The following is a 23542-nucleotide window of genomic DNA, read 5'->3' as shown; positions in this document are numbered from 1 at the left end:
AATCCAGATTATCTAAATCTGCGACATCCCTTTCAGCTTGCGATATTCATTCCACAGTCTGGCCCGTTTTTCAGGGTCCGGTTCATTCATCGCCGCTTCGCGCACCTTCTGCTGCAAAACCGTATCATTATCCGCCGGAGGAATATCCTCAGGCGTCTTGCCGCTGCCGCTTATCACGGGCGATTGCCCCTGACTGTTCGCGCCCTGGGACTGGTCGCCCTGCTGCCCCTGCTGGTTTCCCTGCGCCGCATCGCCTGCCATCTGCCCGGAGGTACCGGAGCCGCCACTCGCGCTATTAGTCGAAGTCGATTCGCTTTTCTCTGTGCCTGCAATGCCGGAAGCCGCCGCCGATGCGGCCGAGCCGGACCCGGCACCTGACCCGCCGCTGCCTTCACTGCCGGAGCCATCGCCGCCCCCGCTTGCGCCGCCACCACCGCCACCTGAAGCGGCGGCCGCTGCATTGGATTGCTGCAAACACTCATCATATTTATTGAGGGATTTGTAAAGCGCCTGATCCATCCGCTCCAGAATTTCCTTCTGGGTCAGTTCCTCATTTTTCCGGTAGTCAACGCCATATTCCTTGCAATCTTCAGCGGCCGTGCCCGTTGGCGCCGATTGCGCAGCAGCCGAACCTGCCCCCGCCAGCAGGGTTGCCAGACTGAAATAGAGGATTGCTGAAGGAATTTTCTTCATAGCATCTGACTTTCATCGAAATACACCAATGCCCAGAATGTCCATATGACCCTAACATAAGGTCAATTTGAGGAAAAGACACTTCCCCTTCCGGATATCCGGACATCCCACTCTCCCGTCACCGGATACTCTGTCATCTGTTATACGCAATTGAGCGGAATATCCGTCGTTATTTGTTTATTTCAGGGCCGGAAATCAGATCGGTCCCAGCACCGCACCGCAATAAACAGGCAGGTCCGCCCGCCGCCGGACAGTTATGATCGGGCATATCCGACAAATGGTTTTTATGTAAATATATTTACTTTATTTTAAAAAGCATTTTTAATGCAGTCCTAACAAACAGGCCGCATAACGACAAGAAGGCGACATATGAAACTCTTCACGGATACCGCAAGCTGGAAAACCGATGAGCATGGTCTCATTGCGGAAACAGCCCGCAAATTTTTCGCAGATACCCTGACGCCGGAAATGCCGCGCTATATAAAACAGGGGTTTATTGATCGGGAATTCTGGCAACAGGCCGGCGCACAGGGGCTGATGGGCGGGTCCGTGCCCGTCGCTTATGGCGGCGCGGGTGGCGACATGAGCTTTGATGCCACCGTCCTCTATGAAATCGCCGCCAGCGGCAATGCCAGCTGGACCTATATCGTCCAGGGCATCGTCATTCATTACATCCTCGCCTTTGGGACGAAGGCGCAGAAGCAGCGCTGGATTCCCGGCCTTGTCTCCGGTGACGCCGTGGCGGCCATCGCCATGACGGAGCCCGGATGCGGCTCGGACCTGCAATCCATCCGCAGCCGCCTGACCCGCCAGGGCGACCATTATGTGCTGAACGGATCCAAAACCTTCATCACCCATGGCACAACGGCCGATCTCGTGATTGTGGCCGCGAAGGCGGGGAACAGTGAGCGTTCCAAGGATATCTCTCTTGTGATGCTGGAAACCGGAGATGCGCCCGGCCTGCGCCGCAGTGAACGCTTCGAAAAACTGGGGCTGATGGGCAGCGATACCTGCGAGCTGTTCTTTGATGATGTCCCGATTCCCGTTGAAAACCTGCTCGGCGAACGCGAGGGGCTGGGCTTCTATCAACTGATGCAGCAACTCCCGTGGGAGCGGCTGGCGCTTGGCGTCGGCGCGCTTGGCGCCATTGATTTCACCCTGGAGGAAACCATCGCCTATGTGCGCGAGCGCAAGGCGTTCGGACAGCGGTTGATGGATTTGCAGAACACCCGTTTCAAGCTCGCCGAGCTTAAGACAAAAGCTGAAATGCTGCGCGCCTTTATCAATGACTGCATTGCCCGGGCGGATCTTGGCACCCTCGATTCCGCGGCCGCTTCCATGGCCAAATACTGGGGCACGGAAACCCAGAATCTGGTCGCCCATGAATGCCTGCAACTGCATGGCGGCTATGGCTATATGATGGAAACGCCGGTCGCCCGGCAATATGCCGACGCCCGGGTGCAGATGATATACGGCGGCGCCAACGAAGTCATGAAAGAGCTGATCTGCAAATCAATCGACCTTTAAGCCAAAAAAAGGGAGGCCCTTGCGGGCCTCCCCCGGGAGGATAGTCGAAATACCGCTAGTCAAGAAAGACGCAATATTCCGACAGGTCCAGCTTTTCCGCGAAAAGCTGGTTTTCCGGCGCCGCGAGGTCGGCATAGCCCATCGACAGGCCGCAGGCCAGCAACTCTTCATCCTGCATCGGCAGAATGTCCCGTATCACCTTATGGTACCATGTAAAAACGGCCTGACCGCAGGTATCCAGCCCCTCCCCCCGCGCGCCGACAAAGATGCTCTGAAGGAACATGCCGATATCCATGAAAGTGCCGGTGGCAAGGCGCCTGTCGAAGGTCACGAATATCCCGACGGGGGCGCCGAAAAAGCTGAAATTCTCCGCCATCTGCCGGTCACGCGCCGCCTTGTCCGACCGTTCGATCCCGAGCAGGCTGTACAGGCTGTGCCCGACGCGCCGACGGCGTGTGAGATATGGATCGAACCATTCCGTCGGGTAATAGTCATACTCCGGCTGATGCGCCGCCTCCGGCTCGGTCGCGACGGCCTTCAGGATCCCGTCCGTCACCCGCTGCTTTGTTGCGCCGCGCAGAACATAAACCTTCCAGGGTTGCGAGTTATGGCCGCTCGGCGCATAACCCGCCCCTGTCAGAATTCTGGCCAGCGTCTCCTGCGGCACATCGGTCGGCAGATAGCGGCGAATGGACCGCCTGCTTGTAAGGGCGGAATGGACATCACCCGGTAGATTTTCAACGCTCATTTTGATCCCTTATTTGAAGGCGAGAGGAAGCCAGGTTGCCGCCAGAGGCCAGAAGACAATGACCCCGAGGACAAACAGTTCGATCCCGAGAAACGGCAGGGCCGCCCGGTAAATCATGCCGAGCTTGATCCACGGGGGAACGACCCCCTGCATGACGAATAACAACAGCCCGAAGGGCGGCGTCAGCAACCCAATCTCCAGCGCCACCAGCATGACAATCAGCAGAACCAGCAGGTTGATGTCGCTCGCCGCCGCAAGCGGCAGGAAGAACGGCAGGGTCAACAACATCATGCTGACCTGATCCATGAACGCGCCCAGGAACAGAAGCACGGCAATAATCAGCATCAAGGCCGCCAGGGTGCTGAGCTCCCAGGTGCCGATCATCCGCAAAAATCCGCCCGTCGCCCCGGAAATCTGCAATATCTGGCTGAACGTCGCCGATCCTGCGATGACGAACAGGATCATCGTGTTGACCTTTGCCGTCTCCCGCAGCGCTTTCATCAGGGTTTTAAGATCCAGCTGCCGATAGCAGAGACAGGCAATCACCGCTGCAATACAGCCAAGCGCCGCCGATTCTTCGGGGGTCGCAATCTTGAAAATGATACTGCCGACCACCACACCAAAAATCAGAAGCAGCGGCACCACATCGGTAAAAAACCCGCGCCAGGCGCGACGCTTGTCAATGATCTCCTCCTCTTCCGAACCGGCAGGCGACAACGACGGGTCAAGCCAGCAGCGAACGACGATATAGGCAATAAAGAGGATCGCCATCAGCAACCCCGGCACGACCCCGGCCAGCAGAAGATCCTTGATCGACCCTTCCGCCAGGCTGGCCAGCAGAACCGCCAGCGCCGACGGCGGGATCAGCATGGCAATGCCGCCAACCGCCATGATGGACCCCATGGCGAGCGTCGGACTGTAGCCCCTTTCCAGCTGTTCCGGCAGCATCACCTTTCCCATGATGGCGGTATTGGCGATGGTCGATCCGGTCAGCGCGGAAAAAACGGTCCCCGATGTCACGGACACGATGGACAGCCTGCCCGGAAGCCGCCGGATCAACGGGTCAATCGCCCGGATCGCGCGGTAGGCGACGCCCGTCTGGAACATGATCTCTCCCATCAGGATAAACAGCGCGACAGGAACGAAGCTGAATTTGGTAATGGAGAGGACAAATTCCATCGGCATGCTTGACAGCCCGATTTCGCCCCGCAGAAAGATGAAAACGCCGATAATATTCACCGCAAAAAACGCAAAGGCGACCCAGGAACCGGCGAACATCAGAAGAACCACCACCCCGATCAGAAGCAGCAAGGCGCTGTACCATTCCATAATCATCATGGCCTTGCCTCCTCTGATACGGGATGTCCGCGCCAGATGCGAAGCAGAAACTCAAAGGCGCAGAGGAGAAAGGAAAGAACAAACACCACCAGCAAATGCCATTCCATGACAATGAACACCTGCCGCTGGGCGGAGCCGAAATCATAGGCTTCCAGAAGATTGCGCAGTCCGTAATAAACAAGCAGCAGGCAGATAACGAACCCCAGAAGATTGAGGAAGAGATCGAGGAGTCTGGATTTCCCCTCTCCGATCAGTGCGGAGAGCATATCCACCCGGATATGCGCCCCCAGCCGGAGCACCCAGGGCGCGCCCAGAAAGACAACCACGTAAAGCGCATATTCAATTATCTCCTGCAACCCTTCGATCAGGGGCAGGCCCAGCTTGCGCAATGTCAGGTCAAGGGCGATAAAAATTGCAAACAGGCCGATCACAATGCCGGTGATATTCGCTATCACCCCATAAAACCGACCAAGACTACCGTCTATAAACTTGATCATCGCAACGCATTCCAGATTAGGCCGGGTGAGGCCCGCCTCACCCGACGCAAGATTGTTCGTTATGATTATTCTTTGGCAAACAGCTTACGCAGCTTGGCCGCCTGTTCTTCATTGATTTTGGCAATGCCGGCCCAGCCTGCATCCCGCGCACCGGCCAGCCATTTTTCCGCGTCTTCACCTTCAAACCGGATGATGTCAAATCCGAACTCTTCAACCTGTTTCTTCTGTGCGGCGGCGATATCGGCCATATCCTGCTCACCCGCCTTCGCCTCATGCTCCAGCGCGATTTTCTGAACGAGTTCCCTCGCCTCCTCCGGCAGGCCATCCCACATCTTCGCGTTCACCAGAAGCTGGAAGTCCACCTCGTAAAAGCCGGGGTCCACACGATATTTGGTGACCGTTTCCCAGCCCGGACGCATCCCCGTAATCGGCCAGCCATAGCCAACGATCGTGCCATTTTCCATGAGCGGGAAAATATCGGTGGAGTTGGTCTGCTGGGTTGTCGCGCCCATCGCCTGGAAGAAGTTGGTATAAATCGGCGCCACACGAAGATGCAGCCCCGTCAGGTCCGGCTTGTCGATCTTGTTATCCGGGCCAAGATAGAGATGAAACGGCACGCCGTAATGCATGCGCGCAATCGGCACCAGATTAACCTCGCGATGCAGCTCGGTAATATAGTCCCAGCCGCCATTCGCCCGCAATTCCGTCGGCGTCACTTCCAGCAGCTTCCAGACGTCGGCGATGGGCAGGGCGCTCTGGTAATAGGCGTCGGTGCAGTTCGCGATATCATAGGCCCCTTTGGCAACTTTCAGGCCAACGCTGTAGGGATCGCCGATAGCCGGGGCCCCGCCGATATAATTGATCTGGATGACGCCCTTGCCCCGTTCATTCAGATCGGCAATAAAATTCTCGAACCGCTCTGAGAAATAGGATCCTTCCGGCAGGCAGCTTGCCCCGGTGATGACCACCTCCGCCTTCGCCGGTGTGGATAACATCCCGCCGATCAGGGCAAGTATGGCGATTTTTCCAAACTGTTTCATTCTGATGGTCCCTCCGCTGTTATATTTCACTTATTGTGACGAAAGGATTAGCAGAAGATGGCATTTAATGTCAATATATTTACATATATTCTCAAATTTTAACATCGCCGAAGAGGGACATTCTGCTGGACGCAAACACGGCATGGCGATAGTGTCCTGACAGATTCAATGGAGTGAACATGTCGAAATCCGAAGGAACGGCACCGCCGCAAAAGCGCACACCTGCAAGTGATGAAAGATTTCATTTAAGCAACCGCTTGCTGTTTCGCCTTTTTAAAACGGCAAATATCATGCATACGGCCGGGACCAAATGGACCTCTGAACTCAAGATGACCAGCCAGCAATGGTCGGTCGTCGGCGCCCTGGCCCGCCCGGGATATGAGGAAGGCGTCAGCGTCAATGAACTATCAAAATTCCTGATGGTCAGCCGGCAGAATGTGAACGGCCTGCTGATGCGGCTGGAACAGCACGGCATCAGCCAGCGCGTTGCCGATCCGCGGGACGGCCGGGCAAAGCTGGTTCAGCTGACACCCGAAGGATGGATCCTCTGGAGGCAGCTGATCCGCCGGATCTCCGAGTTTTACGATGTCGCGCTCGCCAGCTTCACAACTGAAGAACTCGTCCAGTTCCAGTATTTTATCGACAAGCTGCAGCGCAATCTCGGGACCATTCTGAAATAGGGGGCGGCGATGGCCTTATGCCAGCGCCTTCGACCATTCGCGCAACTCAAACTTCTGTATTTTCCCGGTGACGGTCATCGGCATCTGCTCGATCACCTCAAGACGTTCGGGGAAATACACCTTGGCGACCCCCTGCTCCGCCAGAAAAGCCGTGATATCCTGAAGGCGCAGCTCGCAGCCCGGGGTCACGCAGGTATAGGCGCAGGCACGCTCCCCCAGCCGCTCATCCGGCATCGCCACGATGGCCACGGCGGAAATCGACGGATGCTTGAACAACAGCCCCTCGATCTCGGCGACGGAAATATTCTCCCCACCGCGGATGATAATATCCTTCTTGCGGCCCGTGATGCGGATATAACCATCCGCATCCAGCCGCGCCAGATCGCCGGTATCGAACCAGCCATCGCGAATGACAAAGGCTTCCGGCTGTTTAGATAGCCGACACAGATGGTCGCGCCGCGGGTTTCCAGAATACCCTCTTTTCCGACAGGCTGAATCGCGCCATTGCCGTCAACAATGCGGATTTCCGTATGCGGCGTGACACAGCCGTCACTGCCTGATGCCTTTTCCGCCGGATCGTCAATCTTCACGGTTGTCACCGCCAGCACTTCCGTCATGCCCCAGATGGAAATCACCGCCGCCTTGAGATTTTCAATGGCGCGGGTAACCAGCGCCGACGGGATCGGCGCGCCGCCAGAAATGAACAGCCGGAAATCATCGAGATTGCGCGTCCTGATCTCCGGGAAATTGGCGACATCCGTCAGGAAAGGCGTCGCCCCCATGCAGAGGGTCGCCTTTTCCCGCTCCATGATATCGACGGCCAGATCGGGCACCCAGGCATCGAGCAGCACCGCCGTCCCCCCGCAATAAGCCGGGGACAGGACGCCGAACAGAAAGCCGAGCTGATGCGCCATCGGCGTCGGGCAGAAAATCACATCCGCCGCCGTCAGGCGAAAGCGATCCGCCGTCTGCGCGATATTGGCGAACAGCGTGTTGGCCGTATGCATCACGCCTTTCGGCCGCCCGGTGGTGCCGGAGGTGAACATGACTTCAAACAGCTCGTTCGGGTCCGGCCGCACCGCATTCACCAGATCGTCGGGCCGGCCGGTTGCGGGCCGCTGAAAGGCAGCCTCCTCCTCCAGCACGATGACATGCTCAAGCGTGTCGATTTTCGTTTGCAGATCGCGGGCCATCTCCTCATAGCTGAAACCGCGAAACGACCCGGCAACGACCAGCACGCGCGATTGCGTTGTCTCAAGGATATGCGTCAGCTCATGCGTGCGCAGGACCGGCATCAGCGGGTTGACGGCGGCGCCGATCCGGACGGCGGCAAGCGTAATCGCCGTAAACTCAATGCGGTTGACAAGCTGGAAGGAAACGATATCCCCAAGCCCGACGCCCCGCGATTGCAGCATGGCGGCAATCTGGAAGGACAGGGCCTGCAACTCGCCATAGGATATTTCCTGCCGCTCCCCCGTTTCCACCGAATAGGCGACAATCGCCGCTTTATCCGGTGTTTCCTCCGCCCATTTATCGAAATAGTCAATAATCAGCCGGTTCTGCCAGGCGCCTTTATTGACCATGGCGTCGATACGTTCCTGCGTGAGATTTACCGCCCGTCCGATATGTGATTTATACATGATGCTCCCTGCTTTCCTTTTGCGGCATCCCCTGCGGGGGTGCTCCTTTGTTGAACTTCATCTCTGTCCGGACGATGGCTGCCCGGCCCCCCTTCCCTTAGAGGGACAACGCCAGCCGCGTCGCCTCATCCACGGCCCGCTGCGCATCCAGTTCCGTCGCAAAGAGGGCGCCCCCGATCATATGGACCGGCAGGCCCGCCTGACGCAGCGGCTTTTCAAGGGATGTGTCGGAAATCTGCCCGGCGCAAATGATAATGGTATCCACGTCCAGCGTCTCCTCCGCGCCGTTCACCGTGATATGCAGCCCCGCATCGTCAATCCGGCGATACTCGACACCGGCCAGCATCCGGACATTGGCCTTGGCAATTTTTGCTCGTTTGATCCAGTCGGTCGTAATGGAGAGCGTCTTGCCAAGCCGTCCCTCACTTCGTTGCAGCATGACAATCTCGCGCGCGGGCCTTCCCGGGCGGGCGCTGTCCGGACGGAAGCCGCCGCTCACATCCGGCTCTTCCGTCAAGCCGTATTCCGCCTCAAAATCGGGGCGGTTCGCATAGGGCCCTGCGCCATCGCCCAGCAGATATTCGACCGTATCGAACCCGATGCCGCCCGCGCCAATAACGGCAACCCGCGCCCCCGCAGTGACTTTGCCGCTCAGCACCTCTTCATAGCTTGCGACCGACGGATGCGAAATTCCGTCTATCGAAAGCTGCCGGGGAACCACCCCTGTCGCCAGCACCACCCTGTCATAGCCGGAAAGCCGGGGCGGATCGGCGGTGACGCCAAGCCGGACATCGACCCCTGTTTCCACCAGCCGTTCAGACAGATAACGGATAAAATCGTTAAACTCCCCTTTGCCCGGAATGACCCGCGCAAGGTTCAGCAACCCGCCGAGCGTTGCAGCCTTTTCAAAAAGGGTGATGCGATGGCCCCGCGCCGCGGCCTCCATGGCGAAGACCATGCCCGCGACCCCGCCGCCGATAACGGCTATGTTTTCCGGGTGCTGCGTCGCGCCCTCCGGAAATTCCAGCTCCCGCAGGGCGCGCGGATTGACAAGGCAGGTCGGCACCTTGCTGACGAAAATATGATCAAGGCAGGCCTGATTACAGGCAATGCAGGTATTGATCAGATGATCCCGGCCTTCCAGAACCTTCCGGGCATAATCCGCATCCGCCAGCAACGGCCGCGCCATATAAACCGCATCGGCCACCTTCTCCCGCAGCAGGGCTTCGCCAACCTCGGGCATATTGATGCGGTTTGTGGCGATGACGGGGATATCGACAACCGCCTTCACGGCGGCAATTTCTTTCTTAAAGGCGGCGCGCGGCGTCACCTGGGCCACCGTCGGCACGCGGGCTTCATGCCAGCCGATGCCCGATGTCAGGCTGTCCACCCCCGCCGCCTGCAAGCAGTGCGCAAGGTCGAAGATTTCCCGTTGTGACATGCCGCCATCGACCAGTTCCAGCATCGACATGCGGAACATGATGGGAAAATCATCCCCGGCGGCGGCGCGGATGGCGCGCACGATTTCAAGGGGAAAGCGTCGGCGGTGTTCCCAGCTTCCTCCGAAGGCGTCGTCCCGGTGATTGGTTCGCGCCGACAGAAACTGGTTGAGGAGATAGCCTTCCGAACCCATCAGCTCCACCCCCTCATAGCCGCAGTCGCGCGCCATCAGCGCCGCCCGCCTGAAATCGTCGATGGTCTGCCACACCTCCACCGTTGTCAGACCGCGCGGAGTGCGGGGATTGATCGGCGCCTTGATGGCCGACGGGGCGACGCAATTGTCGATCTTCGCATAGCGCCCGGCATGGAGAAGCTGCGCCACAAAGCGCACATCATGCTGCTTGACGGCGGATGTCAGTTCCTGATGATAACCGCGGTCAATCTCCGCATTCATGACGAAGCAGCCCGGGTCAATCAGCCCTTCGCTGTTCGGCGCAAAACCGCCGGTCACGATCATCCCGATCCCGCCGCGCGCCCGCGCCTCATAAAAGGCGATCTCCCGCTCAAGCGGGCGGTCCATGGTTTCCATCCGGGTATGCATGGACCCCATGATCATCCGGTTGGCCAGCGTCATGGAGCCGATCTTGAAGGGGGAAGATAAATGCGGAAATTTTTTGCCGATATTGTCCCCGGCCGGACCGGTTCCCGTTCCCGTTTCTGCCCCCACTCTCGTTCCGGATCCCGTTTCTGCTCCCACTCTCGCTCCCAGCGCCTGTCCCGTTTCCGCTCCTGTTCCGGATCCCATTCCCGTTTTCGACATGCTGATCCACCCTCCCTTTTATATAAATATATTGTCTTATATTTTTTGTCAACAACGCGTCAGCACAGCACCGGTGCGGCCCGCTGCCTGTGCTTCTGCTGTCAACAACTGCTGCCGTCAGCGCTTTTACTATGCTGGAATATTAATGCCTGAGAAAGGCGTTCACTCTCTTTCGCGTCTCCGGATCAGAGACCAGATCGGAAATTGCTTCAATCTCCGCCTCCTCCCCGTGTTCGGGAGGGGCCGCAAGACATCGCTTGGCGGCGAGGACGGCGGCCGTGCCATTTCCGGCAATCGTCGCGGCAAATGCCTCAAACCCCGCGCGATTGTCTTCTTCCGTGCCGCGCAGCACGGCATCCACCAGGCCCTGCGCCATGGCCTCCTCCGGCCCGATGATGTCGCCCTTCAGGATCAGCCGACGGGCGAGAGGAAGTCCAGCGATCTGGCGTAACCGGAATGTCCCGCCCGCCGCCGGGATCAGGCCGAGTTTCGCTTCGGGCAGGCCGAGCCGGGCCCGCTCCGTCGCGACCCGGAAATCACACGCCAGGGCGAGTTCCAGCCCGCCGCCGACGGCGGCCCCCTCAATTTCGGCGATGGTGATCGCATCCAGCGCCGCCAGCCGGTGGTTGAGGCGGTGAAACGCCCCGACGAAGCGCGCCATCTCCTGCCCCGGATCGTCGGCCGCCATAATGGCGCTGACCACCCCGAGATCGGCACCCGCGCAAAAGGCCTTACCGTCACTCCGAATCCGGAGAATATGGATGTCACCCCGCGCCGTCACCTGATCGAGGGCCGTTTCAATCTCCCCGATCAGATCCGGCGAGAGGGCATTCATCGGCGGGCTGGACAAGACCAGCGTCGCAACCGGCGGCGTGAATTCAAGCGTGATCATCGCAGTCATAATAGTTTCCTAGTCAACCATCTGCATTTAGTTTACTAGTCAACTATTATCGCTTTGACCGGAAGTCGGGTTTGCGCTTGTTCATGAAGGCATCGACACCTTCGCGAGATTCCTCCGTATCGTAATAGAGACTGACCGCCTGCATCCCGAGCATGGATATGCCGCGGATATTTTCACTGTCCAGATTGAAAGACCGTTTGGCGAGCGTAATGGCGGTCGGGCTTTTCTCGACGATTTCCTGGCACCATTTATCGACCTCGGCATCCAGCTCGGCATCGGGCACGACCTTGTTGGCGAGGCCCATGTCACAGGCTTCCTGCGCCGTGTAGCGGCGGCAGAGATACCAGATCTCCCGCGCCTTCTTCTCCCCCACGCAGCGCGCCAGCAGCGCCGTGCCGAAGCCGGGGTCAACCGATCCCATTTTCGGCCCGACCTGCCCGAACTGCGCGCTTTCCGCGGCAATCGTCAGATCGCAGAGGGTCGCGAGCACATTGCCGCCGCCAATGGCGTAGCCATTAACCCGGGCAATCACCGGTACCGGCACATCGCGGATGGTGCCCTGCAATTCCTCGATGGCGAGGCCGACACTGCCGCGGCCGCTATACTGCCCGTCATGATCCGACTGATCACCGCCCGTGCAGAACGCCCGGTTGCCGACGCCCGTCAGGACGATCACGCCGATATCGCGGTTCCATCCCGCATTCTTGATGGCGTCAATCAGCTCATCCACCGTGCGGGGGCGAAAAGCATTCAGCTTGTCCGGGCGGTTGATGGTGATGCGGGCGACGTGATCGCGCTCTTCATATAAGATATCTGTATAGTCCATTTTTCTTTTTCCTATCCGTTCATTGTCAAACCACCGGAGACGCTGATGGTCTGGCCGGTGATAAAGGATGCCTTGTCGCTGGCGAGAAATCCAACCATTCCGGCGAGATCCTCCGGCTGGCCCAGCCGTTTCATGGGAATGGCGCGCTTCAACGCGTCATAAATCTTCTGCCCGGCCTCCCCCTCGCCCAGCTGGTTATTCAAAAGCGGCGTATCCGTCGGGCCGGGACAGACCGCGTTGCAGGTGATGTTCGCGCGGGCAAATTCACGGGCGAGGGTCTTGGAAAAGCCGATCATCCCGGCCTTGCAGGCGGAATAGACCGCCTCCCCCGACGAGCCGACACGCCCCGCGTCGGACGCAATATTGATGATCCGCCCCCATTTTCCCGCCACCATCATCGGGATAACCTTATGGGTCAGCCCGATGGGACCGCGCAGATTGATCGCAATCACCTTGTCCCAGAAATCGGCGTCGGTTTCCAGAAAGCCGATGATCCGGTCCCAGCCCACATTGTTCACAAGGATAGAGGCCGGGCCCGCCTGCGCCGTCACTTTTTCGAGCGCCGCCGCGCATGAGGCATCATCGGCGATATCCGCCTCCACCGCGAAAACGGCCCTGCGCGCCACCTCGTCGGATATGGTTTCTGCCGTCGCCTCGGCCGCCTCTTTGTTGATATCCAGAATTGCCACAGTGTGCCCATGGGCGGCGAGTTCCGCCGCGATTGCGGCTCCGATGCCTCCTGCTCCGCCTGTTACGATCGCCAGTCTTGACATGCTCTCTCCATGTTCTCGTTTTGAATATTTATGTAAATATATTGTCATTTATTTTAATGCAAGGATTTTTATTCCCTGTTCGGGAGTGACGAGTTTCCGCGGCCGGAAAAGCAGAGAATGACAAAATCCGGGGCACGGACAATTCCGCCATGATGCGGCCCGAATGCGGGGGCATCATTCATTCTTGTCATGACGATAGGCGGGGATCGTCTGCTATGGCAGTCCCGCATAAGGGGGCATGATGAGACCATCCAGCAATAAGCAGTATTGCCCCCGCCGCAATTCTCAGCCCCTTAATTTGGGCCGCACCGGGGGACTGTATCCTCCTCCCCTGCGGCAGGCGGCTTTCTTCAGGACAGGCAGAGGCCAGAATATGTGATGTGAGAAGCAGTTGCCCAATGCCGCTACGGAGAGCGGCAGATACCGGGACGCGGCCCCGTCTCCCCGATATCCGGCCTACATATGGCTCGGCAGCCAGGTCGCCAATTCGGGCCAGATCAGGATGGCCGCCACGACCAGGACCATCAAGAAGACATAAGGGAGGCAGGCGGCCCAGATATCCGTGACGGAGACCCGGGCAACCGCTTCCATCCCCGGGCGGGTGCGGATCTGGTCCAATATGCCGCGCAGGTAAAAGAGGTTCATCCCGAACGGCGGCGTCACATAGCCGATGGCAATACAGACCATCAGCATGACGCCGAACCAGACGCTGTCCACGCCGAGCGCCGTAATCACCGGCATCATGATGGGCGTAGCGATGAAAATGATGGCCGCCCCGTCGATAAACATCCCGAGAATGACAATGATCACAAGGAACAGCACGATGGTTCCCATAACCCCGGCATCAATGCCGATGATATATTCAGACAGCAGCCTCGCCGATCCGGAAAATTGCAGCAAGCGGGAGAACAGCGCCCCACCGGCCAGCAATGTCATCACCATCACCGACACCTGCGTCGAGGTCTGCAATATTTCGGCAAAGGAGCGGAAAGTCAGCTTGCGCTGCAACAGGGCGATCAGAATGGTTCCGAAGGCGCCAACGCCCGCCGCCTCTGACGGGGTGGCGACCCCCCACCAGATACTGCCAAGGACGAGGAAGATCAACAATCCGGGAAGAAATATCTGCCGCGTCACATAGAGCCGTTCACGGAATGTCGGCCGCTCCGCCACCGGAACGCGCGGCGCCAATGCCGGATTGAGCAGGCAGCGGACAATGATATAGACGCAAAACAGCCCCGCGATCAGAAAGCCGGGGACGGCGGCCCCGAAAAAGAGCGAGCCAATCGGAATCCCGGCGAAGCCGCCCAGCAGCACGCCCACCACCGTCGGCGGGATGAGAACGCCAAGCGCCCCGCCCGGCGGCAGCCCGCCGATGGCAAGTTTCATATCATAGCCGCGCCGCACCATCTCCGGCACCGCCAGAACGCCGAGAACCAGCACCGCCGTCCCGCCAATCCCGGTCATGGCCGCAATCAGGGTCGAGGCAATGACGGTGCCAACGGCCAGCCCGCCCGGAATGCCCGTTGTCCAGCTATGGATCGCCTCATAGAGCAGGGTGCCGATACCGGCCCGCTCCAGCGCGATGGCCATAAAAATAAACAGTGGCGCCGCAATGAAGATTTCCGTTGTCGCGGTGTCAAAAATCGTCGCCGGGATGATCGACAACACCGTCAATCCGTGCAGCGATATAAGCCAGATAATCGACACGCCGATCAGGGAAAAGGCGACCGGAAAACCCGCGAGAAGAAACAGCACCAGATTGAGGATAATCAGGAGTGTCGTCAGTTCCACACTCATGACGCCTCTCCCTGATCCGGATTGGAACCGGCGGCGCACAGGATGCCGATATCACGGACCAGCTTCAGCACCCCCTGGAGGATCAGCAGCGCCCCCCCGAGGGGCAGAAAGAATTTCACAGGATAGAGCGGCGGCGCAAAAACGGTCGACGCTTTTTCAAGATGGGAATAGGAGGTGGAAAAATAATCCCAGCCGGACCAGACCAGCATCACCGCAATAAACAGGAACACAGGGGCGAACAGGATATCCAGAAAGGCCTTCACACGGGCGGAAAGATTGGCAACCAGAACATCCACCCGCACATGCAGATCCTTGCGCGAGGCCTCCGACAGCCCCAGCATCAGAAGCAGGACCATAAGCTGGACATTGATATCCCAGGCCCAGATTGTCGGGCTGTTGAAAAAATACCGCGAGATGACTTCGAAACTCACGATCAGCGTCATCAGCAGCAATGCCAGCGAGGCCACATTATTGGCCCACTCTGAAATCTTCTCTGCCCAGCCTAGTAATGTCATCGCCTCTGACCACAGCCGCCCGGCCTATGACCGGCGGCCTTTGATGGAAGGTTGATTTTATTTCAGATGCCAGCCCGGCCAGCCACACCCGTGACTGGCCGATGCCGACGCTTACTTTACTGCATCTGACCGTAATCGCGCTGCTGCTGTTTGACAATCTCGACAGCCTTTGCCGCCAGATCGGATTTGGCCGCAATCTCGTCCCAGAGCGGCAGGACAGCCCCCTGCAACGTCTTGCGATCTTCCGGAGAGAGGGCCAGGAGCTTGACGCCCGCCTTCTCCATTGCGCCGGTGCTCACCGCCTCGGACGCCGCATAGTCCAGCGCATGCGCCGAATTGCCATAACGGACGGCATCATTGATGACCTGCTGCAAATCTTCGGGCAGCGACTCCCATGTCGTGCGGTTAATCAGCCAGTGGCCGACGCCCGAGTTGAGGTTCGGTTCAAAAATTGTGGTTTTAAGTTCGCCCTGCAATTTCTGCGCGACGACGGCTTCAACGCCATAGACCAGGCCGTCGATGGTGCCGAGTTGCAGGGAAGAGAAAATCTCGGCCCCCGGAATGGACACCGCAGACGCCCCAAGATTGGTGGCGATTTTCCCGAACAGGCCAATGGCGCGGATCTTCAGACCCTTCAGATCATCAAGGCTGTTGATGTCCTGGCGCGTTGAAATGCCGTATTTCAGGCCCATGATGGCCGGGAAATGCTTCACATTGAATTTGCTTTCATAGGCTTCGGAAACCACCTCGCCGAGACCGCGGTTATAATAGGCGTCATAGGCCTCCCATGGCTCCTGCCAGGCAAGCGGCAGGCCAACCTCGACATCCGCTTCGGGCACCGTGCCGGAATAAAAGCCGCCCCACGAATGGCTGACATCAATGATCCCCTTGTCCACCGCCGACAGCATTTCCGGGACTGAGGCCAGCGCGCCCGCATCAAAAACCTGGAACTTGATTCTGCCGTTGCTCCAGCGTTCCACCAGCTCGATAAAGCCCTGCCCCGTCGTCTTGTAATAGGCAAGCGTTGGCGGATAGGAATGATGATATTTCAGCGTGTAGACCTTGCCGTCATCGGCGCTCGCCTGAAAGGATGCAAAGGTCGCCGCGATTGTCAGCATTAGAACCGATAGATATTTCGTCAATTTTTCTGGCATGTTCTCCTCCTCTTAGCCCTGAATATTTTCTTCGCCCTGACCATGCTTCTGCCGACAGGTTCGGGGCGAATGACAATGCGCCCGCAATATCAGCCGCCCGCCCCGACATTTTCTGCGGCTCACCAATGGCGGCCGGGCAAAAGCCGGTTCTTCTGTTTTTTCCGATCAGGCCCCGCCCCGGCCGGGACCCCCTAAATTAGTCTTTTTTCTAACACATGTTCATAAACAACTGTACAAATATTGCAAGTGATTTTTGCGCTTTTCCACATGCCGATCACAGGGTCTAATTTCTGATAAATCGCACAAATTCATAATATATTTTGATAATATCGCTGAAAACTCTCATTAGATATGCTATCATTATCAAACATAATTTTGAACAAGTGTTTGACTTATTATGACGCCGAATATAGACAGCTTTCATAATCATATCAATCAGCAGCGTGAGGGAGGCGCGGAACACATGACCACAAGCGCAATGGCCATACCATCGGCCTTGTTCAGGACCGCACAACAGCATGGTGATCGCCTGGCGCTGGTTTTCAAATCCCGCCGCGACACTTACGCACAACTTACCGACCGGGTCCTGCGGGCCGCCAGCGCCCTCGCCCGGACCGGCCTTGTCAAAGGGGATCGCCTCGCCATCTGGATGCCCAATTCGCCCGCCTGGATAGAGGCTTCGCTCGGCGCCATGTGCCTTGGGGTCATTGTCGTTCCGATCAACACCCGCCTGAAACCGGCCGAGGCCGCCTATATTCTGAGGAAATCAGGCGCCAGGGTGGCGATTGCCGCCACCGACTTTCTCGGCACGGACTTCGTCGCCAGCCTGCAATCGCTTGATCTGCCCGCCCTCGAAACCGTTATCGGGGTCCGGCTTGAAGATCAGGCCTGCGCATGGGAGCAGGCGTTGGCCGCCACCTCGCCGGAACAGATTTCAAAGGCCCGGGAGATTGCGGAAAATATCTCTCCGGACGATCTCGCGGAAGTTATTTTCACATCCGGCACCACCGGCTTTCCCAAAGGCGCCATGATCACGCAGGGGCAGATTGTCCGCGCCTATCAATTCTATGCGGATCGCGCCGACATCAAGCCGGGGGACCGTTATCTCATCATCGCGCCGATGTTTCACTCCTTCGGCTTCAAAGCCGGTGTTATCGTGTCCATCCTGAATGGGGCGGTCCTGTATCCGGTGCCGACCTTCGATGTAGATGCAACGCTAAAAACCGTGGAAGAGGAAAAAATCACGGTCATGGGCGGCCCGCCGACCATTTTCACCTCCCTTCTTGAGGCCAATAAAAAGGCCGGGCGCGATATCAGATCCCTCAACAGCATTGTGCTCGGCGGCAGCATGATCCCGCCGGAGCTTATCCGCGCCCTCCGGGACACGGTTGGCGTTGAAACTGTCTTGAGCGCCTATGGCATGACGGAAACGACAGCCCTGGTCACCATGAGCCGCAAGGAAGACGGCGTTGAGAAAATCTCCACATCGGCCGGACAGCTTGTCGATAATATGGACATGCGATGCGTCGATGCCGACGGGCGTGAAGTTGCCCGCGGTACCGCCGGTGAAATCGAAGCCCGCGGCCTGAATATCATGAAAGGCTATTTCGACGACCCCGAACGGACGGCGGAAAGCTTTACCGAAGACGGATGGTTCAAAACCGGTGATATCGGCATCATTGATGATGAGGGCTATCTGACGATCACGGACCGCAAGAAAGACATGTTTATCGTCGGCGGCTTCAATTGCTATCCCGCCGAGATCGAAGCCATCATCGGCACCCATCCCGCCGTTGATTCCGTCGCCGTTATCGGCGTCCCCGATGAGCGCATGGGCGAAGTCGCCAAGGCGTTCGTCGTGCTGCGGGAGGGCGCTGCTTTGAATGAGGCGGAATTCATCGCCTGGTGCCGTGAGAATATGGCCAACTTCAAGGTTCCCCGCTTCGTTGCCTTTCTCCCCGCCCTGCCCCGCAATGCCATGGGGAAGGTGCAGAAGTTCCTGCTGCGAGAGAATGAGGCGCAATCCTCCCCGCCGCCGAAATAACCCTCAGACAACAAAGAAACAGGTGAGAGAATGTTCGACAGATACAATCACATCAAGTTCGACCGGAACGGCCGCATCCTTCGCGTTACCCTGAACCGCCCGGACCGGTTGAATGCAACCAATGGTCCGCTGCATACCGAATTATCGCGGGTTTTTTCCGATATTGCCGAAGACCGGGAATCCGATGTCGTTATCCTGACCGGCGCGGGGAAGGCGTTCAGCGCCGGGGGCGACCTTGATTTTCTGGATAGCTGCCGCAGTGATGCGAAGCTTTTTCAGGCGACGCTGAATGAAGGAAAACGGCTGATTAACTCCCTGCTCGATCTCGACAAGCCGATCATTTGCCGCCTCAATGGTGACGCCATGGGGCTTGGCGCCACTGTTGCCCTGTTCTGCGATATCATCATCGCCGACAACGCCGCCAGAATTGCCGATCCGCATGTCAAAGTCGGGCTGTCGGCCGGAGACGGCGGAGCGGTCATCTGGCCACAGCTTATCGGTTACGCCCGGGCGAAGCAGTATCTCCTGACCGGCGACATGATCCATGCCCCGCAGGCGGCGGAGATGGGATTGATCAATTTTGCCGTCCCGACAGAAGAGCTCGACCCGCTGGTTGACAAATGGGCGCAGAAGCTGGTGAACGGCGCAGGCATGGCGATCCGCGCCACCAAGGTTTCCGTCAATGCTGGGCTGAAACAGGTCACGGCGGCCGTTCTGGATGCCAGCTTCGCCACGGAATTTTCCACGGGCCGCAGTGACGATCACGGGGAAGCCCTGAAGGCAATGCGCGAAAAACGCCGCCCGGACTTCACGGGGAAATAACCCGGCGCGCCTTCCTATTCATTTGACATCCCCTTCATAAAAAACCGGACGGCGTAATTTGGCCGTCCGGATTTTCAGATGTCATATGACAGGCCCTAACCTCGCAATCGAACGCAAGCGCCGTTGCTGGCGACTTTATTTTATAATGACGGAATCATCGTCTCGCAGCCGGTCTTGCGGCGAGGATATGTCGTCGGCGGCCAATCCGGGAGTCAGGATACCCCCCTCCACTATCTTGAAGAAGATATCGGCAATTTCATCGACGGACTTTCCATCCGGGCGATACCAGTCCAGCGCCGAGTTGATGGCACTAAGGAGAATGGTCCGCGTCAGGCGCGCATCCAGATCAGCGCGGATTTCACCGGCGTTTTGCGCCGCGGCCAGCAGGTTCAGCCAGAACTCCTCATAGGCGGACTGGGCGATGAAATGCTTCTGCTTCACGTCATCGGGAATCTGCACCCAGAGATATCGCGAAATAACCGCATTCGCCCCAGAAGACAGGATGCCGCGCAGATGCGCCTTGATGGCAACCTTTATCTTCTCGGCATAGGAGGCGCTGGGGGGCTGCACGGCAATGGCGTTCAACACGGTTTTGGAAACATTGTTGATGCTGACGTTGATGACGGCTTCCATCATCAATTCTTTTGACGAGAAATAATAGTAAAGCGACCCCGCACTCAGACCCGCAACGCGCGCGACCTCCCGCATGGTTGCGCCCGCATATCCCTTTTCGGAAAAGACCCGAACGGCCGCCGCCAGCACCTTGTCGCGCGAGATATCTGCTTTCGACTGCTTTCTTTTTACACTCTTGTTTCTGGCCAATGCCGCGATTACCACTCTCTGATGTTATCAATCACCAACCCTTAATGACCCTTCAGCAGTCCGGACGCAACAATAATCCGTCGGATTTCCTGCGAACCCGCGCCGATTTCCATCACCTTCGTCGTCCGATAGAGGCGGTTGATTTCCGTATCGCGCATATAACCCGAACCGCCATGGATCTGAACGGCTTCGTCCATGATAAAGGTCCCTGCTTTCGCTGCCTGAAAGAGAGCGGCGGACGCGAGCATATGGATGTGCCCGCGCCCGTATTCCTCTTCCTGTGCCTTGGAGCAAACATCAAGGACGCGGTAAACGAAGGTGCGCGCTGTCTCAAGTGCAATATACATTTCAGCAATTTTCGACTGGATCATCTGAAATGATGCAATCGGACGCCCGAACTGCTCGCGCAGGTTGGCATGATCGATGGCAAGGTCTAGTGCCCGGCGCGCCGGGCCGATGCACAGCATGGCCGACATCACCCGCTCCAGATCAAGGCCCGAATGCATGATGATATGTCCCTGATTTTCTTCACCGACAAGATTGGCGGTCGGCACATGGCAATCATCATAAAACAACTCGCCCGTCGGGCTGCCGCGAAACCCCATCTTGTCGAGCTTACGTCCGACGCGAAAGCCCGGCTGATCGGTCTCCACCAGCAATGCGGATATACCTTTGCTCCGCCCCATGTCCCGGCTTGTCCTGACGTAGGTCAGCACCACATCGGCAATCGGTCCGTTTGTGATGTAAATCTTGGAGCCATTGACGATATAGCTGTCGCCTTCTTTGACGGCATTGGTTTTCATGGACCCAAGAGCGTCCGATCCGGCGCCGGGTTCGGTCATGCCGAGTGCGCCGATCATCTCGCCCCGGCACATGGCCGGCAGGAAGCGTTCGCGCTGTTCTTCCGTGCCATTGCGATAGATATTGTCAATGACGAGATTATCGGAGTTCAACCAGCTGAAGGCGAACGTCGGGTTCCAGTAGGCCATCGTTTCGCAAATCAGCCCCGCGGTCAGATAATCAAGTCCCTGCCCACCATATTCCGGCGGAATGGTCGTGCCAAGATAGCCCATTCCGGCAATCTCGCGGAATGCCTCCTCCGGCCACCAGTCCTCATCGTCCATCTTCTGCTGTAATGGATAGAGTTTTTCCTTGAAAAGTTCGCTCGCATGGGCACAGATCTCGATCTGCTCTTCCGTCAGCCCGAATTGCTTGCCACTCCGATATTCGCCAATTCCCGTTCGCATAATTTCCTCGCTCAGGCGCTGATAAATTGTCCGCCATCGACCGGAATGGTCCGCCCCGTCACATAGCTGGCCGCGGGCGACAGGAGAAAGGCGATGACGCGGGCGACCTCTTCGGGCAACCCGATCCGCGGGATGGCGGACTGGGCCAGGATCTTGCTGGTCATCTTCTCGCCCCAGTGATCAATGGCATCCTGTCCCATATCGGTTTCCGTCAGGCCGGGGGCGACGGCATTGGCGCGGATACCGAACCGCCCCTCCTCCTTGGCGATGACCCGGATCATGGCTTCGACCCCGGCCTTCGCCGCCGCCGTCTGCGCCGCCCCGGGTGAACCGGCGCGCGCCGCAATGGAGGTCACCGCGACGATACTGCCATGCTGCTGCGCATGCATGATCCTGAGTGCCGGGTTCATCACATTGAAGAAACCATTCAGATCAATATCAATCACCCGCCGCCAGTCAGCCGCCGACAGCTCCCGCACCGTTTTCCAGTCTGAATTGGCCCCGGCCGAATGCACAACCGCATCCAGGGACCCCATTGATTTCGAAAGATCGGCAATCTGCTGCGCAATGGCGTCCGCGTCACAGATATCCGCCTGCAGCAGAACGGGATTGGCCCCTTCCCGCCGGACCATCTCTGCTGCCTCCTCCGCCGCGCGGTGATCCGCACGATAAAGGATGGCCACATTGCTGTAGCTGTGCGCCAGAAGGGCGCTTACCGTCCGTCCAATGCCGCGGGATCCCCCAACAACCATGACCAGCTTTTGTCTGTCCACCCGACTTCCTCCCGCAATGAAATTTTCACTTTTATATTTCTAACACGTGTTCAAAAAATATCAACATCAAGATAGTAAAGCTATATCATTTATAGCGATAAATCCATTTTTGAAATGATATATTTTTAAACTTATGTTTGAAAATATGGCAAAATAAACCCATCAGATTTGCCTGTTACGGCGTCTCGTCTGCGAAAATTCCGCCCGGAACGTCGCCTTTACCTGCCCGGACAGGGGGATGAAGCCGGGATCGGATCGGTGATCAGACAGTCCGCATGGTCCATCATTTTCCCCATCATAATACGCACAGGTCTCGTTTTTACCGTCCCACCCGCATTCTTTCTGACGCCCCTCAGGGCCAAAGGCATAAGTATCAACAAAGTCTGGCGCTGCCCGCATCGGCCCTGGAATCAAAGACGGAAAACTGCCGGAGACGCAGAGGCGAATGGCAAAAGCAAACCCGCATATCATTGCTTTTTTCTATTACAGAATGCAGGATTGATATAATATTCAGATCATAAGGAGTCCCCATGATCGACAAGCTGGAAATGTTTATCGCTGTGGCAAAGGTCGGGCATTTCGGGCGGGCCGCCGATCAACTCGGCATCACGCAGCCGACCCTGTCGACCGGCATCAAAAATCTGGAGGAGCAGCTCGGCGTCAAGCTTATCTTCCGCGGCTCCCGCTATGGCGGCCTCACGCCGGAAGGGCAAAGCGCGCTCAACTGGGCCCGCCGCATTGTCAGTGACACCCGCCAGCTCAAGGAGGAAATGCGGTTCAAGCGACATGGTTTGAGCGGGCAACTGCGCATCGCCGTGATCCCGACCGCATTGACCTGGGCGGCTCGCCTGACATCCCGGTTTTGCGAAAGCCATCCGAAGGCGCGTTTTACCCTTCTCTCCCGCCCTTCGATCGAGATTCTCGCGATGATGGATAATCTCGATATCGACGCGGGCATAACCTATCTGGATAGCGAGCCGACCGGCAAGGTCAGCGCGGAGCCGCTTTACCGGGAGAGCTACCGACTGGTCTGCGCGAGCGGATCGCCCTTTGCCGGGCGCGCCTCCGTCCGCTGGCAGGAGTTGCAAGGCCAGAAACTCTGCCTGCTGACGCCCGACATGCAGAACCGGCGGATTATCAACCGGCATTTTCATGAAGCCGGGGTCAATGCCGATGCGCTGATCGAATCCAATTCAACGGTTGTGCTGATCTCGGCGGTGGAAAGTGGCGGCTGGCTTACCGTCCTGCCGACGGATATCGCCACCTTCCTGACCGAAGGCAAGGACCTTGCCCTTATTCCCTTCTCGGAAAGCATCAGCAATCCGAGTGTCGGGCTGATCGCCCCCTACCGGGAACCGCATACGCCGATCCTTCAGGAATTGCTGAATGAGGCACGGCGAATTTCGGAGCTAGATTGATAGCATTTTTCTATCGTTTAACGGAAT

General features: G+C 57.9%; 22 protein-coding genes. 5 read left to right on the top strand and 17 right to left on the bottom strand.

All coding sequences use genetic code 11. The features are described from left to right. Positions 1-12: 12 nt before the first annotated feature. Positions 13-693, bottom strand: coding sequence for a hypothetical protein (locus tag CMN55_RS01635; RefSeq protein WP_293947791.1), 681 nt, complete (start codon positions 691-693; stop codon positions 13-15). A gap of 369 nt (positions 694-1062) precedes the next feature. Here CMN55_RS01635 and CMN55_RS01630 point away from each other — a divergent pair, with 369 nt between their 5' ends. Next, entirely contained in the window at positions 1063-2220 is a 1158-nt protein-coding gene (locus CMN55_RS01630) for an acyl-CoA dehydrogenase family protein (protein WP_293947790.1), read from the top strand. Between the two features lie 55 nt (positions 2221-2275). On the opposite strand, the gene CMN55_RS01625 is transcribed toward CMN55_RS01630, so the two are convergent. From CMN55_RS01625 to CMN55_RS01610, 4 genes are all read right to left on the bottom strand, one after another. Next, complete coding sequence (locus CMN55_RS01625; RefSeq protein WP_293947789.1) at positions 2276-2968, bottom strand: nitroreductase; 693 nt, start codon at positions 2966-2968, stop codon at positions 2276-2278. 9 nt (positions 2969-2977) lie between these two features. After that, positions 2978-4306: a TRAP transporter large permease gene (locus CMN55_RS01620; RefSeq protein WP_293947788.1), complete on the bottom strand. Its 1329-nt coding sequence runs from the start codon at positions 4304-4306 to the stop codon at positions 2978-2980. Then, positions 4303-4803 carry a TRAP transporter small permease gene (locus CMN55_RS01615; protein WP_293947787.1) on the bottom strand — a complete coding sequence of 167 codons (501 nt, stop codon included), beginning with the start codon at positions 4801-4803 and terminating at the stop codon, positions 4303-4305. The genes CMN55_RS01620 and CMN55_RS01615 overlap by 4 nt, the downstream gene beginning before the upstream one ends. 65 nt (positions 4804-4868) lie before the next feature. Continuing rightward, positions 4869-5843: a type 2 periplasmic-binding domain-containing protein gene (locus CMN55_RS01610; protein WP_293947786.1), complete on the bottom strand. Its 975-nt coding sequence runs from the start codon at positions 5841-5843 to the stop codon at positions 4869-4871. 179 nt (positions 5844-6022) lie between these two features. Between CMN55_RS01610 and CMN55_RS01605 the strand changes: the two genes are divergently transcribed. After that, a complete protein-coding gene (locus CMN55_RS01605; RefSeq protein WP_293947785.1) occupies positions 6023-6523 on the top strand; it encodes a MarR family winged helix-turn-helix transcriptional regulator in 501 nt (166 codons plus the stop codon). A gap of 15 nt (positions 6524-6538) precedes the next feature. Here CMN55_RS01605 and CMN55_RS01600 read toward each other — a convergent pair whose 3' ends face one another. The 9 genes from CMN55_RS01600 to dctP all read right to left on the bottom strand — a co-directional run bounded on the left by CMN55_RS01600 (position 6539) and on the right by dctP (position 16389). Next, positions 6539-6757 carry a hypothetical protein gene (locus CMN55_RS01600; protein ID WP_293948163.1) on the bottom strand — a complete coding sequence of 73 codons (219 nt, stop codon included), beginning with the start codon at positions 6755-6757 and terminating at the stop codon, positions 6539-6541. Then, positions 6709-8163: an AMP-binding protein gene (locus CMN55_RS01595; protein ID WP_293947784.1), complete on the bottom strand. Its 1455-nt coding sequence runs from the start codon at positions 8161-8163 to the stop codon at positions 6709-6711. Before CMN55_RS01595 ends, CMN55_RS01600 begins: the two co-directional genes overlap by 49 nt. Positions 8164-8260: 97 nt before the next feature. After that, positions 8261-10423: an oxidoreductase gene (locus CMN55_RS01590; protein WP_293947783.1), complete on the bottom strand. Its 2163-nt coding sequence runs from the start codon at positions 10421-10423 to the stop codon at positions 8261-8263. Between the two features lie 142 nt (positions 10424-10565). Beyond that, positions 10566-11324, bottom strand: coding sequence for an enoyl-CoA hydratase/isomerase family protein (locus tag CMN55_RS01585; RefSeq protein WP_293947782.1), 759 nt, complete (start codon positions 11322-11324; stop codon positions 10566-10568). Positions 11325-11370: 46 nt separating this feature from the next. Next, complete coding sequence (locus CMN55_RS01580) at positions 11371-12150, bottom strand: enoyl-CoA hydratase-related protein (RefSeq protein ID WP_293947781.1); 780 nt, start codon at positions 12148-12150, stop codon at positions 11371-11373. A gap of 11 nt (positions 12151-12161) precedes the next feature. Beyond that, positions 12162-12923 carry an SDR family NAD(P)-dependent oxidoreductase gene (locus tag CMN55_RS01575; protein ID WP_293947780.1) on the bottom strand — a complete coding sequence of 254 codons (762 nt, stop codon included), beginning with the start codon at positions 12921-12923 and terminating at the stop codon, positions 12162-12164. A gap of 456 nt (positions 12924-13379) precedes the next feature. Beyond that, positions 13380-14720, bottom strand: a complete 1341-nt coding sequence (locus CMN55_RS01570; RefSeq protein WP_293947779.1) for a TRAP transporter large permease — start codon at positions 14718-14720, stop codon at positions 13380-13382. Beyond that, a complete protein-coding gene (locus CMN55_RS01565; protein WP_293947778.1) occupies positions 14717-15235 on the bottom strand; it encodes a TRAP transporter small permease subunit in 519 nt (172 codons plus the stop codon). Before CMN55_RS01565 ends, CMN55_RS01570 begins: the two co-directional genes overlap by 4 nt. A 116-nt stretch (positions 15236-15351) precedes the next feature. After that, positions 15352-16389, bottom strand: a complete 1038-nt coding sequence (gene dctP, locus CMN55_RS01560; protein ID WP_293947777.1) for a TRAP transporter substrate-binding protein DctP — start codon at positions 16387-16389, stop codon at positions 15352-15354. Between the two features lie 463 nt (positions 16390-16852). Here dctP and CMN55_RS01555 point away from each other — a divergent pair, with 463 nt between their 5' ends. Further along, positions 16853-18433 (top strand): AMP-binding protein, encoded by a 1581-nt coding sequence (locus tag CMN55_RS01555; RefSeq protein WP_293947776.1) that lies wholly within the window; start codon positions 16853-16855, stop codon positions 18431-18433. 30 nt (positions 18434-18463) lie between these two features. Beyond that, entirely contained in the window at positions 18464-19255 is a 792-nt protein-coding gene (locus tag CMN55_RS01550; RefSeq protein WP_293947775.1) for an enoyl-CoA hydratase/isomerase family protein, read from the top strand. 135 nt (positions 19256-19390) lie between these two features. Here the strand turns inward: CMN55_RS01550 and CMN55_RS01545 are convergent, their stop codons facing one another. Genes CMN55_RS01545 through CMN55_RS01535 form a run of 3 tightly spaced genes read right to left on the bottom strand, consistent with a single transcriptional unit; the run spans position 19391 to position 22097 of the window. After that, a complete protein-coding gene (locus CMN55_RS01545) occupies positions 19391-20077 on the bottom strand; it encodes a TetR/AcrR family transcriptional regulator (RefSeq protein WP_293947774.1) in 687 nt (228 codons plus the stop codon). Between the two features lie 41 nt (positions 20078-20118). Further along, complete coding sequence (locus CMN55_RS01540; RefSeq protein ID WP_293947773.1) at positions 20119-21324, bottom strand: acyl-CoA dehydrogenase family protein; 1206 nt, start codon at positions 21322-21324, stop codon at positions 20119-20121. An 11-nt stretch (positions 21325-21335) separates the two neighbouring features. Beyond that, entirely contained in the window at positions 21336-22097 is a 762-nt protein-coding gene (locus CMN55_RS01535; RefSeq protein WP_293947772.1) for an SDR family oxidoreductase, read from the bottom strand. A gap of 530 nt (positions 22098-22627) precedes the next feature. Between CMN55_RS01535 and CMN55_RS01530 the strand changes: the two genes are divergently transcribed. After that, entirely contained in the window at positions 22628-23515 is an 888-nt protein-coding gene (locus tag CMN55_RS01530; protein WP_293947771.1) for a LysR family transcriptional regulator, read from the top strand. Positions 23516-23542: the final 27 nt, after the last annotated feature.

The organism is Sneathiella sp. (genome assembly GCF_002694385.1).
Lineage (GTDB): Bacteria > Pseudomonadota > Alphaproteobacteria > Sneathiellales > Sneathiellaceae > Sneathiella.
Note: the sequence above shows the minus strand (reverse complement) of the source record. Positions and strands in the feature narration are given on the sequence as shown.